This is a genomic window from Flavobacterium sp. ACAM 123, from assembly GCF_000264055.1.
In the GTDB taxonomy this organism is placed as follows: Bacteria; Bacteroidota; Bacteroidia; order Flavobacteriales; family Flavobacteriaceae; genus Flavobacterium.
In genome coordinates this window covers 17,398-32,233 of record NZ_AJXL01000044.1, presented here as the reverse complement: position 1 = coordinate 32,233, position 14,836 = coordinate 17,398, and the positions used below count along the sequence as shown (strand labels likewise).

General features: G+C 36.3%; 16 protein-coding genes and 1 pseudogene. 13 read left to right on the top strand and 4 right to left on the bottom strand.

Annotation, left to right across the window (positions count from 1 at the left end):
• Positions 1 to 40 precede the first annotated feature (40 nt).
• Entirely contained in the window at positions 41 to 1,411 is a 1,371-nt protein-coding gene (gene hisS, locus A3SG_RS0109825; RefSeq protein ID WP_016989854.1) for a histidine--tRNA ligase, read from the bottom strand.
• A gap of 177 nt (positions 1,412 to 1,588) precedes the next feature.
• On the opposite strand from hisS, the gene A3SG_RS0109820 reads away from it, so the two are divergent.
• On the top strand, positions 1,589 to 2,833 hold the full coding sequence (locus tag A3SG_RS0109820) for an ABC transporter permease (protein ID WP_035663750.1): 1,245 nt from the start codon (positions 1,589 to 1,591) through the stop codon (positions 2,831 to 2,833).
• Positions 2,834 to 3,018: 185 nt separating this feature from the next.
• Here A3SG_RS0109820 and prmC read toward each other — a convergent pair whose 3' ends face one another.
• Positions 3,019 to 3,873, bottom strand: a complete 855-nt coding sequence (gene prmC, locus A3SG_RS0109815) for a peptide chain release factor N(5)-glutamine methyltransferase (protein ID WP_016989852.1) — start codon at positions 3,871 to 3,873, stop codon at positions 3,019 to 3,021.
• A 34-nt stretch (positions 3,874 to 3,907) separates the two neighbouring features.
• Positions 3,908 to 4,393, bottom strand: a complete 486-nt coding sequence (locus A3SG_RS0109810) for a GNAT family N-acetyltransferase (RefSeq protein WP_029596723.1) — start codon at positions 4,391 to 4,393, stop codon at positions 3,908 to 3,910.
• Between the two features lie 120 nt (positions 4,394 to 4,513).
• On the opposite strand from A3SG_RS0109810, the gene ribD reads away from it, so the two are divergent.
• The 3 genes from ribD to A3SG_RS0109795 are packed head-to-tail and all read left to right on the top strand — an operon-like array spanning position 4,514 to position 6,795.
• Entirely contained in the window at positions 4,514 to 5,557 is a 1,044-nt protein-coding gene (gene ribD, locus A3SG_RS0109805) for a bifunctional diaminohydroxyphosphoribosylaminopyrimidine deaminase/5-amino-6-(5-phosphoribosylamino)uracil reductase RibD (RefSeq protein WP_016989850.1), read from the top strand.
• Positions 5,550 to 6,152 carry an HAD family hydrolase gene (locus A3SG_RS0109800; RefSeq protein ID WP_016989849.1) on the top strand — a complete coding sequence of 201 codons (603 nt, stop codon included), beginning with the start codon at positions 5,550 to 5,552 and terminating at the stop codon, positions 6,150 to 6,152. Before ribD ends, A3SG_RS0109800 begins: the two co-directional genes overlap by 8 nt.
• Positions 6,153 to 6,162: 10 nt before the next feature.
• Positions 6,163 to 6,795 carry an IMPACT family protein gene (locus A3SG_RS0109795; protein ID WP_016989848.1) on the top strand — a complete coding sequence of 211 codons (633 nt, stop codon included), beginning with the start codon at positions 6,163 to 6,165 and terminating at the stop codon, positions 6,793 to 6,795.
• A gap of 20 nt (positions 6,796 to 6,815) precedes the next feature.
• Here the strand turns inward: A3SG_RS0109795 and A3SG_RS0109790 are convergent, their stop codons facing one another.
• On the bottom strand, positions 6,816 to 7,217 hold the full coding sequence (locus A3SG_RS0109790; RefSeq protein ID WP_016989847.1) for an acyl-CoA thioesterase: 402 nt from the start codon (positions 7,215 to 7,217) through the stop codon (positions 6,816 to 6,818).
• A 195-nt stretch (positions 7,218 to 7,412) separates the two neighbouring features.
• On the opposite strand from A3SG_RS0109790, the gene dnaA reads away from it, so the two are divergent.
• The 9 genes and pseudogenes from dnaA to udk all read left to right on the top strand — a co-directional run bounded on the left by dnaA (position 7,413) and on the right by udk (position 14,782).
• Positions 7,413 to 8,840, top strand: a complete 1,428-nt coding sequence (gene dnaA, locus A3SG_RS0109785) for a chromosomal replication initiator protein DnaA (protein ID WP_016989846.1) — start codon at positions 7,413 to 7,415, stop codon at positions 8,838 to 8,840.
• A 7-nt stretch (positions 8,841 to 8,847) separates the two neighbouring features.
• Positions 8,848 to 9,315, top strand: coding sequence for a low molecular weight protein-tyrosine-phosphatase (locus A3SG_RS0109780; RefSeq protein WP_016989845.1), 468 nt, complete (start codon positions 8,848 to 8,850; stop codon positions 9,313 to 9,315).
• Positions 9,316 to 9,418: 103 nt separating this feature from the next.
• Complete coding sequence (locus A3SG_RS0109775; RefSeq protein ID WP_016989844.1) at positions 9,419 to 10,141, top strand: SAM-dependent methyltransferase; 723 nt, start codon at positions 9,419 to 9,421, stop codon at positions 10,139 to 10,141.
• A gap of 336 nt (positions 10,142 to 10,477) precedes the next feature.
• Positions 10,478 to 10,729: a hypothetical protein gene (locus A3SG_RS0109765; protein ID WP_016989842.1), complete on the top strand. Its 252-nt coding sequence runs from the start codon at positions 10,478 to 10,480 to the stop codon at positions 10,727 to 10,729.
• A 365-nt stretch (positions 10,730 to 11,094) separates the two neighbouring features.
• The gene (locus A3SG_RS21590; RefSeq protein ID WP_016989841.1) at positions 11,095 to 11,250 is read left to right on the top strand and encodes a hypothetical protein; all 156 of its coding nucleotides are present in this window, start codon (positions 11,095 to 11,097) and stop codon (positions 11,248 to 11,250) included.
• 464 nt (positions 11,251 to 11,714) lie between these two features.
• Complete coding sequence (locus A3SG_RS19600; protein WP_316945224.1) at positions 11,715 to 12,455, top strand: aminotransferase class I/II-fold pyridoxal phosphate-dependent enzyme; 741 nt, start codon at positions 11,715 to 11,717, stop codon at positions 12,453 to 12,455.
• Positions 12,373 to 12,840 (top strand): annotated as a pseudogene (locus A3SG_RS22965) (aminotransferase class I/II-fold pyridoxal phosphate-dependent enzyme). The gene A3SG_RS19600 and the pseudogene A3SG_RS22965 overlap by 83 nt, the downstream one beginning before the upstream one ends.
• 84 nt (positions 12,841 to 12,924) lie before the next feature.
• The gene (locus A3SG_RS0109750; protein WP_029596722.1) at positions 12,925 to 13,806 is read left to right on the top strand and encodes an SDR family oxidoreductase; all 882 of its coding nucleotides are present in this window, start codon (positions 12,925 to 12,927) and stop codon (positions 13,804 to 13,806) included.
• Between the two features lie 367 nt (positions 13,807 to 14,173).
• Positions 14,174 to 14,782 carry a uridine kinase gene (gene udk / locus A3SG_RS0109745; protein WP_016989839.1) on the top strand — a complete coding sequence of 203 codons (609 nt, stop codon included), beginning with the start codon at positions 14,174 to 14,176 and terminating at the stop codon, positions 14,780 to 14,782.
• Positions 14,783 to 14,836 lie beyond the last annotated feature (54 nt).

The window sequence follows — 14,836 nt, the reverse complement described above, 5'->3', positions numbered from 1 at the left end:
TTGTTAATTAACAAAGCTTTTTTTATGCGTGAAATTTAAATTAATTCAAAGCCTTTTTTAAACCTTCAAAATCAAGCGAAACCTGTTCTCCGCTCACTAAGTTCTTCAACGAAAAAGAATTTAAAGCTATTTCCTGTTCCCCCACTATTACTGCAAAAGGAATATTTCGCTTGTCGGCATATTGAAACTGCTTTGCCACTTTTGCGTTATCAGGATACAATTCAACTTTGATGCCCGAGCTCCGTAACTTTTGTATTGCCTGTAAGGCATAAAACGCTTCAGCATCACCATAGTTAAGAAACAATCCTTTTGATGATGCAGTAACGGTTTCTGGAAAAAGATTTAATTCTTCCACCACCAAATAGATTCGGTCTAATCCAAAAGAAATACCTACTCCGCTCATGTTTTTCAACCCAAAAATACCGGTCAAATCATCATATCTACCTCCCCCACCGATGGAACCCATGGCCACTTCTTTAGGAGATGCTACTTCAAATATTGCCCCAGTGTAATAATTCAATCCACGTGCAAGGGTAACATCAAGATCCAATATTGCCGATGAGAGTCCTAGTTTCGTTACATTTTCACAAATGAAACGCAATTCTTCCACCCCTTTCATTCCTTCTTCTGAAGAGGCTAAAAGCTGTCCTAGTTTTTCGATTTTCTCTGTAATAGTGCCGGTGAAATTAAAGAGAGGCTGAACTTTTTCAATCGCTTCCGCTCCAATTCCCTTTTCTATCATTTCTTTTTTCACACCGTCCTCACCTATTTTGTCCAGTTTATCAAGTGCAACGGTAAAGTCAATCAATTTGTCTGAAGCCCCAATTACTTCAGCTATTCCAGATAATATTTTTCTATTATTAATTTTAACAGTCACCCCTTTTAAACCTAACTCAGAAAACACAGTGTCGTAAAGCTGCACTAATTCCACTTCCTGCCACAAAGACTTTGACCCAACTACATCAGCATCGCATTGAAAAAACTCTCTAAATCGTCCTTTTTGTGGTCGGTCTGCACGCCAAACTGGTTGGATTTGGTATCTTTTAAATGGGAATTCAATCTCGTTCTGATGTTGAACCACATAACGAGCAAATGGAACAGTCAAGTCATAACGCAATGCCTTTTCTGAAATACTCGAAGTCAACTTCGTACTGTCCTTATGTTCTAAATACTCCACATTGGCTTTAGACAAATAATCTCCAGAATTTAAAATTTTGAAAATCAGACGATCTCCTTCTTCTCCATATTTACCCATTAAGGTCTCTGAATTTTCGAACGATGGCGTTTCTATAGGTTGAAAGCCAAATTTCTCAAAATTATTTTTAATGATTTGGATGATGTATTGACGTTTTGCCACCTCAACAGGTGAAAAATCTCTTGTTCCTTTTGGGATGCTCGGTTTTGATGCCATTAGTTTTAATTTAGGTTTTACTATTTGCGCTTCAGGATTCCATCGATTGGTGAAAAATTAGCCATTCGTAAATTCCTAATTCGTAGATTCAAGCTGCAAATATCCTATTTTTAAAATAAATATTACTCCTTCCAAAACAAACTTGTAACAAAAATTGTATTTTCGTGTCAAACTACCATGATGTTAAATTTATTCAAAGAAAATGTACGAATTGCTTACGGTTCCATTAGAACTCAAATATTGCGTACCTCTCTCACCGTATTAATTATCGCTATTGGAATTACAGCTTTAGTGGGTATCTTAACTGTAGTTTCTGCACTGGAAAACACGCTGTCTTCTGATTTTGCGTCAATGGGTGCTAATACTTTTAACGTCAATCAATACGAAAACGTAACACAAAGACGAGGAGGAGAGGAACGAAAAATTATAAACCCTATTATTTCCTACCCCGAGGCAGTCGATTTTAAAAATAAATACGACTATCCCTTTACGGAAACCTCCCTCTCCTTTACGGCAACTTCTAATGCAGAGGTAAAATATGAAGCCACAAAGACGGATCCTGAAATTGCCGTTGTAGGCGTTGATGAACATTTTATGACCAATTCCGGTTTAGAAACAAGCTTGGGCAGAAATTTTACAGGTTTTGATATAGACAACAACAACTATGTTTGTGTTGTAGGTTCTGATTTTGGTAAAGGACTACTCAAAGATATCAACCCTATTGGCAAAACAATATCGATACGCGGTGCCCGGTTCAAAGTAATAGGTATCCTGAAAGAGAAAGGCTCCACCTTTGGCAACAAACAAGATTTAAGAGTCTTGATTCCAATACAAGTTGCCCGATCCTTGTTTACGGCGCCAAACATTAATTACACGATGAGTGTTATGGTTTCCAATAAAGAATTATTAGACAAAGCCATAGACCATGCCATCATTACCATGCGTAATGTTCGCAAGTTAAGCCCCGTAAGAGACAATAATTTCGGTGTTGTACGCAGTGACGATCTTATTAATAGGATCCTGGGCATCACTAAGTACCTGGGATTAGCTTCTTGGTTGATAGGAATTATTACCGTTTTAGGATCTTCTATTGCCTTGATGAATATCATGATTGTTTCTGTAACCGAACGGACGCGAGAAATAGGGGTAAGAAAAGCATTAGGAGCCAAAAGATCTACCGTCGCCATTCAGTTTTTTATAGAGACTTTACTCATTGGTCAACTGGGCGGTATCGTTGGAATTATTTTAGGAATTCTAATCGGTTACGGAATCGCAAGTGCACTAAGCTTTGCGTTTGTCATTCCTTGGGTAGCCATTCTAGCTGCGTTCTTAACCAGTTTCATGGTTGCTATCGTTTCTGGTTTGTATCCTGCAATTAAAGCTGCTTATCTGGACCCAATCGAAGCCTTACGATATGAGTAAGATTTGGGATACTTTACGGACTCTGTCTTTTCTGGAAAAGGCAGCTACTCTTTTATTCGCAAAAGCGACAATTTTCATTCCAGCGAAGGAGAAAAACCTTATCAAACTGCTCCCGAAACGGAGATTTCTAAGTTTTTTGATGACAAAACATGTTTTTTGTGTACTCGCAAGAGTTACTAAAAACCTTAAATCGTCCCTCGAATCATCCTGTCGTTGCCGTAAATATCTTTTCGCAATTCAATATTCTTGAAATTCATTTTCTCCAGTAATGTGATCGTCTCTTTGCCTAAATATTGATTAATCTCGAAGAATAACTGTCCGTTTTCTAAAAGATTTTTCTGCGCTAATGTTGCGATTTTTTTATAAAAAAGCAAGGCATCATTATCCTCTACAAAAAGTGCTAAATGAGGCTCGTTGTCCAATACATTTTTCTTGATTTCCTGTTTTTCTAGATTCCGAACATAGGGAGGATTAGAAACTATAATGTCAAATTGCTGTTTTAGGTCCTCCGTTTCTAAAATATTCTGAGTTATGAATGTAACATCTACTTTATGTAATAGTGCGTTTTTTTTGGCTGTAGCCAAAGCCTTTTCAGAAATGTCAATGGCGTAGACTTTAGCATTTGGCATATTTTTAGCCAATGAAATAGCGATGCAACCGCTTCCCGTTCCAATATCCAAGATCTTTAAATCTTTAAATCCTTCAATCTTTGGATTTCCCTTAATAATCCATTCCACCAATTCTTCCGTCTCAGGTCTCGGAATTAGTACATTTTCGTTTACCTCAAAATCCAAACCATAAAAACTAGTGCTCCCCAGCAAGTATTGAATAGGAATTTCGAGCTTCAGCTGCTCTAAGATAGAATTCCAAAGTGCCAATTCCTCCTCCAAAAAAATCAGCTTAGGATCCAGAGCCAAGTCAATTCTTTTTAACTGCTGCTTCTCTTCCAGTATAAGATAAAAAAAACTCTCGGCCTCGCCTTCATCATAAATCGGTAGCAATGCTTGAATAAATTGACTTCTATACTCTTTAATTTTCATAGTATTTTATTGGTCTAAATTAAAAATTCATAACTCATAATTTCTTCAACATCCAAACCGGACAAGAGACATGTCCCGTGCTACCCATGGGCGCGTTGATATATTCAAAACCCACTTTTTTGTATAGTTTCTGGGCATCATGCATAAAAGGCATCGTTTCAAGATAACAATTTTCAAAACCAAAGTCTTTTGCGCTTTGCAGGCATAGAGCCATCACTTGACTTCCTATCCCCAGACCGCGTGTTTCTGGCAAAAAATACATTTTCTGCAATTCACAAATGGTTGCCGCTTCATTTTCAAGAGGAGCGACTCCAGCCGATCCTACTATTTTTCCATTGTTTTCAACAACATAATAAACTGATTGGGGCTTTTTGTATTCCTCAAACATCAAATCTAAGTAAGGATCTGCATAGGCCGTTCCTACTTTTGGGATATTTAATTCATCAAACACCGCTCTTATTAACTGGGCAACGGCTGCATTATCCCTTTTTTCGATTTTTCTAATAATCCAATTTTCCATTCTATGTAACTGCTTGTTTATAAAAAGACAAAAATAGAATTTGTTTGTTGTTATTTTCGAAAGTTTTAAAACTAATCCCAAAGATTCTACGCTAACCCCAAAAATAACTACTTTTGCAACGTGAAAATACATGAAAAATACATCCAGCGATGCATCCAATTAGCCAAAAACGGCTTGGGAACCACCTACCCTAATCCGATGGTGGGCAGTGTAATTGTTTATGAAGGTAGAATCATAGGGGAAGGCTGGCATAAAAAAGCAGGCGAACCACATGCGGAAGTGAATGCCATCAATTCAGTAAAAGACAAATCCCTATTAAAAAAAGCGACCATTTATGTAAGCTTAGAACCTTGCAGTCATTTTGGAAAAACACCACCCTGCTCAGATTTAATTGTAAAAAATGCAATTTCACAGGTCGTTATTGGAACGGTCGACCCTAATGTAAAAGTAGCGGGGAACGGCATAAAAAAATTAATTGAAGCCGGAATAAAGGTAACTGTCGGTATTCTTGAAAACGAATGCCACGAACTGAACAAAAGATTTTTTACGTTTCATCAAAAGAAAAGACCCTATCTCATATTGAAATGGGCCGAAAGTCAGGACGGCTTTATTTCGCCAAAAGTAAAGTCAGAGCAGAAACCAGTTTGGATCACAAATGCCTATTCGAGACAAGTAGTTCATAAATGGAGAAGCGAAGAGCAAGCTATTCTTGTGGGAACACAGACAGTCATTGATGACAACCCAAAATTAACTGTTAGAGATTGGACTGGAAACAATCCTATCCGAATCGTTCTAGATCAAAACAGTCGCATAGCAAAAAAAAGCCATGTGCATGACAATCAATTGAAAACTATTGTTTTATCAAAAGCAACGACTACTATCAATCAAGAAAACCTTATCTTTGAAAGCATTGACTTTGAAAAAAAGATGGCAAATCAAGTGATAGATTTGATGTATAGATATCAAATTCAATCAGTGATAATTGAAGGCGGCCGACAAACATTACAAACTTTCATTGATGCAAATCTCTGGGATGAAGTACGAGTTTTTAAAGGAAATGCACTTCTTAGAGAAGGCACTAAAGCACCAGAGCTGCTGGCATATTCTTCGGAAAAACGTGCAATTGGTCAAGACGAACTTATAATATCCAGAAACTATGATTGATGCAATTATTTTTGATTTTGGTGATGTCTTTATTAATTTAGACAAACAAGCCACCGTTGACGCACTGCAAAATTTGGGACTTACTGAATGGGACGAAGAGCTACAACAATTAAATATTCAATTTGAAACCGGTCGAATCTCCAGGGAAAAATTTATTGCCGGCATTCAAAAACACATTCCCGGTGGGAGTAGTGATGCCATTTTGCAGGCATGGAGTGCCATTTTACTGGACTTTCCTCTATATCGATTGGAATTCCTGCAGATGCTGTCTTCAAAATACCGCTTATTTTTACTCAGTAACACCGATGCTATCCATATCGAAACATTCGAACAAAAAAATGGTCCCTCCTTTTACGGTGATTTTTACAAGTGCTTTGAAAAAGTGTATTTCTCGTTTGAAATAGGAATGCGAAAGCCGAATCCTGAAATTTACAACTTCGTTTTAAACGAACATGATTTGCAGCCGAAACGCACCTTATTCATTGATGACAAAAAAGAAAATACTGACGCTGCGCTATCGCTGGGCTTACAAGTATGGAATTTACAGGTGGGCAAAGAAGACGTTGTGGAATTATTCAATAAAAACATAATTTAGAAAACCCCTTTTGGAAGTAAAAGACACGTACAATACTATCGAATCTACATCGGAAGAAATCCTACATAAGGAAAAGAACAGTAAATTCTTTGGCTCTGCCCACCCTATTCAGTCAGAAGACGACGTGAAGAGCATTATTGACAATTTAAGGAACAAGCATCCACATGCAGGACATTTTTGCTATGCCTACCAAATAGGAACAGATACCCTTTCTTACCGAGCCAATGATGACGGAGAACCAAGTAATAGCGCCGGGATGCCTATTTATGGACAAATACAGTCCTTTGCTCTTACAAACACACTAGTAGTAGTCGCTCGGATTTTTGGAGGCGTTAAATTAGGTGTTGGCGGACTCATATCTGCTTATAAAACAACCGCCCAACTCACACTTGAAAGTTGTGAAATTATCGAAAAAACGATAGACATCCATTACCAGATTTTATTTGATTATAAAAACATGAATAAAGTCATGAGAGTAATTAAAGAAAAAAAGCTGGAAATGGTAAATCAAGAAATGGAAATAAACGAAGAAACAGGATTGCCGCTTGGGAAAATCGAGATCAAAGCGCGAAAAAAAAATGCCGAAATGATTTTCGACATTTTCAACTCCATATTTGAAATAGATATTAAAATTAAAGAATAATTATTTTTTATCCTTAATTTTTACATATTCAAAAGCTTCTCCGTTACATACTTTGGAGGAACTGTCGGACGACCTGTTTTAATGTTCACAAAAACCAAAATTGAATTGGCAATTGTTAATAACTCCCCTTCTTCATTATAAATTTCATAATCAAATTCAACCTTAACGGTAGTCTGACTTTTCAAGATAGTCTTTATTCGTAAAAGGTTATCATAACGAGCCGGTTTTTTATAATTTATATTCAAGGAAACTACCGGAAGCATAACTCCATCTTCTTCCATTCTTTTATAAGAAATCCCAATGTTTCTAAGCCATTCCACGCGTCCCATCTCAAAATACTGAGCATAGTTTCCATGATAAACAACACCCATTTGATCCGTTTCAGAATACCTCACCCTTATATTAAATTCATGTTCTTTCATACTATATTTGTTTGTTATTTTTATCTAATTTTAGCTTCTTATTAATGCTTACAACAATATTACTACATAATCAATAACTAAATATTTTTTTTTACAGAAATTTGTTCACATATTTGTTACCCCGAAAAATAGTGACTTTTTAAGCATTATTTAGTAAGACGTCAATTACTAAACAAAATAATTTATCTAGAATTTATGAACAAAACTGCTCAATCAGTATGGGAAAACTGCTTGTCTTTTATAAAAGACAACATTCAGGATCAAGCATTCAAAACTTGGTTCGAACCTATCAAATCAGTTGAACTTACCGATAACGCATTATACATTCAAGTACCAAGTAAATTTTTCTACGAATGGTTAGAAGAGCACTACGTAAAATTATTAAAAGTAGCCCTAACTAAAGAACTTGGCAAAAACGCGAAGTTACTTTACAAGATTAAGATGGAAAACACTTACGGCAACAAACAACCGTTTACGGAACAATTGCCGAGTTCAAATCGCGCACCAATGAAATCGCAAAACATCGATGCTCCTTATAAAAACCTAGATCCGGAATTAAAAAATCCTTTCGTAATCCCTGGAATCAGAAACCTAAAGATTGAATCACAACTCAACGCCAACTATAGTTTTGATAATTTTCTTGAAGGAGATTCAAACAGATTAGCCCGTTCAGCAGGTATGGCTGTTGCCAACAAACCTGGTGGAACGTCATTCAACCCCTTATTGATTTTTGGTGGAGTAGGATTAGGTAAAACACACTTAGCACATGCAATAGGGGTCGAGATTAAAGATAAATATCCCGAAAAAACAGTTCTATACATTTCAGCTGAAATTTTCACACAACAATATATCGATTCGGTAAAGAAAAATAATCGAAATGATTTTATTCACTTCTATCAGCTTATTGATGTTTTAATAATTGACGATGTACAATTCCTATCCGGTAAGTCTGGAACTCAAGACGTATTTTTCCACATCTTCAATTACCTTCACCAAAACGGGAAACAGGTAATACTTACTTCTGATAAGGCTCCTGTTGACATGCAAGATATCGAGCAACGACTATTATCTCGTTTTAAATGGGGACTGTCAGCAGAATTGCACCAACCCGATTATGAAACAAGGATTTCTATCTTGAAAAATATCTTGTACCGCGATGGTGTTGAGATCCCTGAAGAAATCATAGAATATGTAGCCCGCAATATCAAATCGAATGTTAGAGAACTTGAAGGAGCTATTATTTCCCTAATCGCTCAATCTTCTTTCAACAAAAAAGAAGTGACAATCGAACTAGCAAAAAGCGTCGTTGAAAAATTTGTGAAAAATGTAAAACGCGAAATTTCTATCGATTATATTCAAAAAACAGTTTCTGATTATTTCCAATTGGATTTAGAAACATTACAGTCGAAAACTAGAAAAAGACATGTGGTACAAGCAAGACAGTTGGCTATGTTTTTTGCAAAGAAATTCACAAAAGCTTCTTTGGCAAATATTGGACATCAAATAGGCGATCGTGATCATGCGACTGTACTACACGCTTGCAAAACGGTTGACAATCTCGTAGCGACTGACAAACAATTCAAGAAATTTGTTGAAGATATACATAAAAAACTAACGTTATAAACGTATCATGTCCATAAAAATTTTAATGGTTTGCTTGGGAAATATTTGTCGGTCACCTTTGGCCGAAGGTATTTTAGCCTCCAAACTTCCCGAAACTAAATTCACTGTAGATTCAGCAGGAACAGGAGATTGGCATATAGGTCATGCTCCTGACGCCCGTTCGATAGCTGAGGCAAAAATTCACAATCTTGATATTTCGCGTCAACAAGGGCGTCAATTCAAACTCACTGACTTTGATACTTATGACTATATCTATGTAATGGATCAATCCAATTACAAGAATGTGATCAACCTTGCAGAAAATCTAGCGCATAAAAGCAAAGTGCAAATCATCTTGAATGAATTGTATCCAAATGAAAATGTAGATGTTCCAGATCCTTATTTCGGAATGACAAATGGGTTTGAAATAGTCTATAACATGCTTGATGAAGTTTGCGACATCATAGCCGACAAATTAATAGCCAAGCACGCTTAAACTAACATTCTTAAGATTTTCAAACTCGAAGAAAAGTTAAATTTTCTATTTAATCCTATTTTTTTATCGAATATTATCGATCAAAAATACAAACGTCCCCACAATGAAACCAGCTACTCTTTTAGGAAAACTATATTTAATCCCTACAACCATGGGAGATTGTGAACCGATGGATGTTTTACCGCAGACCGTAAAAAGAACCATAGATTTCATTGATTACTATATCGTTGAGAATGAGAAAACAGCTCGTAAATCAATCAAAGAAGTACATCCTGAAAAAAAACAATCAGAGTTAATTCTTTTTGTTTTGAACAAACGTACCGAAGTGCAAGAACACTTGGACTTCATTAAACCTTTATTAGAAGGTAAAAATGTTGGCCTAATGAGTGAAGCTGGCTGCCCTGGCGTGGCAGATCCTGGTGCTGTAATCGTTAAACTAGCACACGAAAAAGGCATACAAGTAGTACCGTTAGTAGGACCTTCTTCCATTCTTTTGGCAATGATGGCTTCCGGAATGAATGGGCAAAGTTTCACCTTTCACGGTTATTTGCCTATTGAAAAAGGGGAGAAAAAATTAGCTCTTAAAAGTCTGGAGAAAATATCTCAAGAAAAAAACCAGTCTCAAATTTTTATTGAAACTCCTTATCGAAACAATAAAATGCTGGAAGACATATTACAGGCTTTAAACTCTGAAACCTATCTGTGTATTGCCACTGATATTACATTACCCACCGAGTATATTAAAACAAAAAGAGCATCCGCCTGGAAGAAAGAAAACATAGACTTACACAACAGACCCTCCATTTTTATTATCCATAAAATGTAATTTATACGGTCGTACCCATATTTGTTTTGTACATTTGATTAACGAAAAACAAATAAAATGAAAATAAAAAAAAGAGATGTTCTCCTATTTGTATTAGGCATGGTTACCTTTTTAGTGTTTGAAATCATTTATAATTGGGATGGATCGCAACGAGCTTTTTTATCTGGATGGAATAATTTTAAGTAATTATTTCTAAATTAACACAGTCATTATTTTTAAATTACAATCAAATACCTGTTCTAAAATCATATTCTTTTCAAAATCCTCAAACTAGTTAATAGAAAAATAACCAAAGGAGATCCTCGTATATTTGCAATAGGAATACCTGCTTTTTTTGTGTTTGAATCCATCTTCAACTGGAGAGAAACCAAAAGTGATTTTTTAAGAGGATGGAATGATGCCTCTAACCAATCAGTAACCAAAATCAATAAAAATGAAAGTAGCTACAAAATTCTTTACTGGAGTTTACTGACTATGATTGCAATATTTGTTTTCGAAAGCATTAACAACTGGAACGAATCCAAAGAGGCCTTTATGAAAGCTTATCATGAGGGAAGAGATTCCAATTCTACTTTGATCACAAAATAATCCCCCTTCTCCATAAATTATATCGATTGTATATTTAATGCAGTCCAATCACATTACACTATTTTCATATTAGATCAGGATTATACCAGAACGATATGGACTAAAATATAAATTCGTTTGGTATTAAATAACAGTAATGAAAGAGTACCAATTTAATAAAAAAATTGACTACTCTTTTTTAAGTACTAATTGCATTCCAGATCTGTAAAAAAGTATGATGGTTGTATTTTAGCCCTTACAGGAAACTACGAGCTCATCAGTCAAAATATTTGCTTTAATTAATGATATTCAATGTTTTATACTTAATTTTAATTGCCCTTAATCTTTAACTTAATCCATTATGTTAAAGATTAAAAAATAAAATTATGAAAGACAGCATTTTTAAGGGAAGACTAGTAGTGGCTGTCATGTCTTTGATGATAGCCTATAATCAAAAGAAAGAAGTTTCCGCAGTCACCGTATACAAAGAGGCAATCAAAACTGAAATTCAAGCACTGGAACATGCTTACGCGCAAGCCTAAAGCAACAGTAACGCAGATGGAATAAATCACTATGCGGAAGATGCCGTTAGTTTTTCAAATGGTAAAATGCCTTTAGAAGGAAAAAAGCCATTCATGAATCTATCAAAAATGATTTACTCACCTTCCTGAAAGGCTCAAAAATCGACTTCGAGACTCAAGAAATCCATGCCTTAAATGATGGAAATATGGTCATATAAATTGGCTTATATCAGATCACCGATTCTACAAACACAAAACCAACAGTGACCATCTTATCAGTCTATTTGAAAAGAAGAACGGAAAATAACTTTGTACGAGAGACATAGGAACCTCAGACGTGCCATTGGAAAAAAAGTAAAGATCAATCAAAGAAAGGCACTACACACACAGTGTCTTTCTTTATTTAACGCAACAACTCCGAATCTCTAATAAACAGCGTATTAACTCAAAACATTTGCTCAATTATAAAGTACTAAAAGAAAAGCATGTCAAAACTTCCAAATATTGGTACGAGTATTTTTACCGTAATGTCAAAAATGGCCGCAGAGCATGACGCTATTAATCTTTCGCAAGGATTTCCAAATTTTCCGGTTGACAACGTATTAACGGATATTGTCATTCACTTGGCCAAAGAAAATGTGTACCAATACCTTCCCACGGCGGGCTACTCTCCTTTATTGTCAAACATAGCGCTTCTAGTCAAGAATTCATATAAGAGAATTATTTTACCCACAACAGAGATACTGGTAACCGCAGGTGCCACTCAGGTAATTTTCGCAACTATTCAAGCCTTAGTGCAAACTGATGATGAAGTCATTATACTTGATCCAAGTTACGACTGCTATGAAGCCCCTATCTTATTATGCAATGCAAAGCCGGTACGCGTTTCACTTAACGATGATTACACCCCGAACTGGGATACCATCGAAAACGCATGCTCTGTCAATACTAAAATAATGATCATCAACAGCCCACACAATCCAACGGGCAAAATTTTGACCCAATCTGATTTTGAAATCTTAGAATTCTTATTACAAAAATATTCGGAAATTATCGTGCTCTCCGACGAAGTGTATGAGTACATCACTTTTGAAAACACGCACATTTCGGCACACACGCCTAAATCTACTGAACCGTTGCGTCATGGTTTCCTCATTTGGAAAATCATTTCACGTCACCGGTTGGAAAATAGGCTATCTCGTGGCTCCGGAATATTTAATGAATGAAATCAAAAAAGTATATCAATTTTTAGTTTTCAGCGTCAATAGTTTATACCAAGTAGCGATAAGCGAGTACTTGGATCTGGTTTCCGTTGACGAGATTGGAAACTTGTATTAAGAAAAAAGGGATTATTTTAGAACGCTACTCAAAACTAGTCGATTTGAACTCCTGCCTTGTGAAAGAACTTATTTTCAAGTAGCTTTCTACGCTGCAATTTCTTCTGAAAATGACATCTCTTTTTGTATCCGGTTAATTACGGAATATGGTGCGGCAGCGATTCCTATTTCTACTTTCTATGAAAACAGAAAAGACCTCCATTTAATCCGATTTTGTTTTGCAAAAGACAATGCGACTCTGGAAGAAGCGGCGAAAAGGTTATGCAAAATCTAATCCCCATGAATTTTTGATTTTAATATGCATGCATACTATTTAATTTTTTCTATATTTACAATACGAAAAAAAATAAAAACCACTATGAGTTATACAGATAAAATGCTACGCGATGATGCGTTAAAAGGAAAAGTAATTGTTGTTACCGGTGGCGGTAGCGGTTTAGGAAAAGCAATGACCAAGTATTTCCTAGAATTAGGAGCACAAGTTGCCATTACCTCTAGAGACTTAGACAAACTAAAAAATACTGCTTCAGAACTGGAATTAGCAACCGGAGGTACTTGTTTGCCTATACAGTGTGACGTACGCCATTATGAAGAGGTAGAAAACATGTTGAAAATCGTATTGAAAACTTTTGGAAAAGTGGATGTTTTGTTGAATAATGCAGCGGGAAATTTTATTTCCCCAACAGAAAGATTGTCAGCCAATGCCTTTGATACTGTTATTGATATCGTTTTAAAAGGAACAAAAAACTGTACACTCGCTTTTGGTAAACATTGGATTGACAGCAAACAAACTTCTTCAACGGTATTAAACATCGTTACTACTTATGCTTGGACTGGTTCGGCTTATGTTGTACCTAGCGCTACTGCAAAAGCAGGAGTTCTTGCAATGACGCGAAGTCTTGCTGTGGAATGGGCAAAATACGGAATCCGTACGAATGCCATTGCACCTGGGCCTTTCCCTACCAAAGGAGCTTGGGACAGATTGATGCCCGGTGATCTTGCCGAAAAATTTGATATGGCAAAAAAAGTGCCGTTACAACGTGTGGGAGACCACCAAGAATTAGCCAATTTAGCCGCTTACATGGTTTCTGATTTCTCTGCATATATAAATGGTGAAGTCGTGGTTATTGACGGTGGTGAATGGTTGAAAGGCGCTGGACAATTTAATATGTTGGAAGCTATTCCCGAGGAACTTTGGGATCAACTGGAAATGATGATTAAAGCAAAAAAGAGTAAATAAGTAAGATCTGAATTCTTTTTAAAAAGAGAGAGCCATTTGTTTGGTTCTCTCTTTTTGCCTTTAACCCTACCGTGTCTTCCCTATTAAAATTTAAATCTTGCCAGTTTCCTCTGATTACCCCTGATTGACAAATAACCTGGATAGCAGTGGAAAGCGTTGCAGTCCAATAGCTATTTTTTTCCTGACCTTAAAAAGCGGCCAACGAAAGCTCTTTTTGGGCATTAGAAAAAAAGCTTAGGGGCAAAAACTTGAAACGGATAGCCGGAATAGCTACTACATTTAAAGCCTACTATTTTTTTCAAAAAACAAAAAACACTCCCGATTAAATTCCTATTTTTGCCGTACCAATATATAACAAAACCATTTTATGCTCATTATAGGGATTGCAGGCGGAACAGGAAGCGGAAAAACTACCGTAGTTCATCAGATTATGAATGAATTACCCGAAACGGAAGTAGGGATAATTTCACAGGATTCTTATTACAAAGAGAACCACAATTTGTCTTTTGACGAGCGTGCCTTACTAAATTTTGATCATCCTCGCGCTATAGATTTCGAATTGTTAGTCGCCCATCTAAAGGAGCTTAGAGAACAGAAAACAATTCAGCAACCCGTCTATTCTTTTGTCACTCACAATAGAACGGAAGACACCATCACTACCCATCCCAGAAAAGTGATGATTGTGGAAGGTATTTTAATACTGGCAAATCCGGAGTTACGTGATTTGTTTGACGTAAAAATATACGTTCATGCCGACTCTGACGAAAGGCTAATCCGACGTATGAAACGGGATATTGCAGACAGAGGACGCAATATGGACGAAGTTTTGAACCGCTATCAAAACACTTTAAAGCCCATGCATCAGCAGTTCATAGAACCTACAAAAGCATTTGCTGACATCATCATACCCAATGACAGATACAATACGGTTGCTATTGACGTAGTTCGTGCCGTAATAAATCAGAGAATTCTATAATTTATTGTAATTTTATCCTATAACAATTTGGACCTACGATCCCGCTCGCTATCG

What these genes read in the sequence shown, in the direction of transcription:
- hisS (WP_016989854.1), bottom strand. Translation starts at nt 1,411, where the DNA reads ATGGCATCAAAACCGAGCATCCCAAAAGGAACAAGAGATTTTTCACCT.
- A3SG_RS0109820 (WP_035663750.1), top strand. Translation starts at nt 1,589, where the DNA reads ATGATGTTAAATTTATTCAAAGAAAATGTACGAATTGCTTACGGTTCC.
- prmC (WP_016989852.1), bottom strand. Translation starts at nt 3,873, where the DNA reads ATGAAAATTAAAGAGTATAGAAGTCAATTTATTCAAGCATTGCTACCG.
- A3SG_RS0109810 (WP_029596723.1), bottom strand. Translation starts at nt 4,393, where the DNA reads ATGGAAAATTGGATTATTAGAAAAATCGAAAAAAGGGATAATGCAGCC.
- A3SG_RS0109800 (WP_016989849.1), top strand. Translation starts at nt 5,550, where the DNA reads ATGATTGATGCAATTATTTTTGATTTTGGTGATGTCTTTATTAATTTA.
- A3SG_RS0109790 (WP_016989847.1), bottom strand. Translation starts at nt 7,217, where the DNA reads ATGAAAGAACATGAATTTAATATAAGGGTGAGGTATTCTGAAACGGAT.
- dnaA (WP_016989846.1), top strand. Translation starts at nt 7,413, where the DNA reads ATGAACAAAACTGCTCAATCAGTATGGGAAAACTGCTTGTCTTTTATA.
- A3SG_RS0109780 (WP_016989845.1), top strand. Translation starts at nt 8,848, where the DNA reads ATGTCCATAAAAATTTTAATGGTTTGCTTGGGAAATATTTGTCGGTCA.
- A3SG_RS0109775 (WP_016989844.1), top strand. Translation starts at nt 9,419, where the DNA reads ATGAAACCAGCTACTCTTTTAGGAAAACTATATTTAATCCCTACAACC.
- A3SG_RS21590 (WP_016989841.1), top strand. Translation starts at nt 11,095, where the DNA reads ATGAAAGACAGCATTTTTAAGGGAAGACTAGTAGTGGCTGTCATGTCT.
- A3SG_RS19600 (WP_316945224.1), top strand. Translation starts at nt 11,715, where the DNA reads ATGTCAAAACTTCCAAATATTGGTACGAGTATTTTTACCGTAATGTCA.
- A3SG_RS0109750 (WP_029596722.1), top strand. Translation starts at nt 12,925, where the DNA reads ATGAGTTATACAGATAAAATGCTACGCGATGATGCGTTAAAAGGAAAA.
- udk (WP_016989839.1), top strand. Translation starts at nt 14,174, where the DNA reads ATGCTCATTATAGGGATTGCAGGCGGAACAGGAAGCGGAAAAACTACC.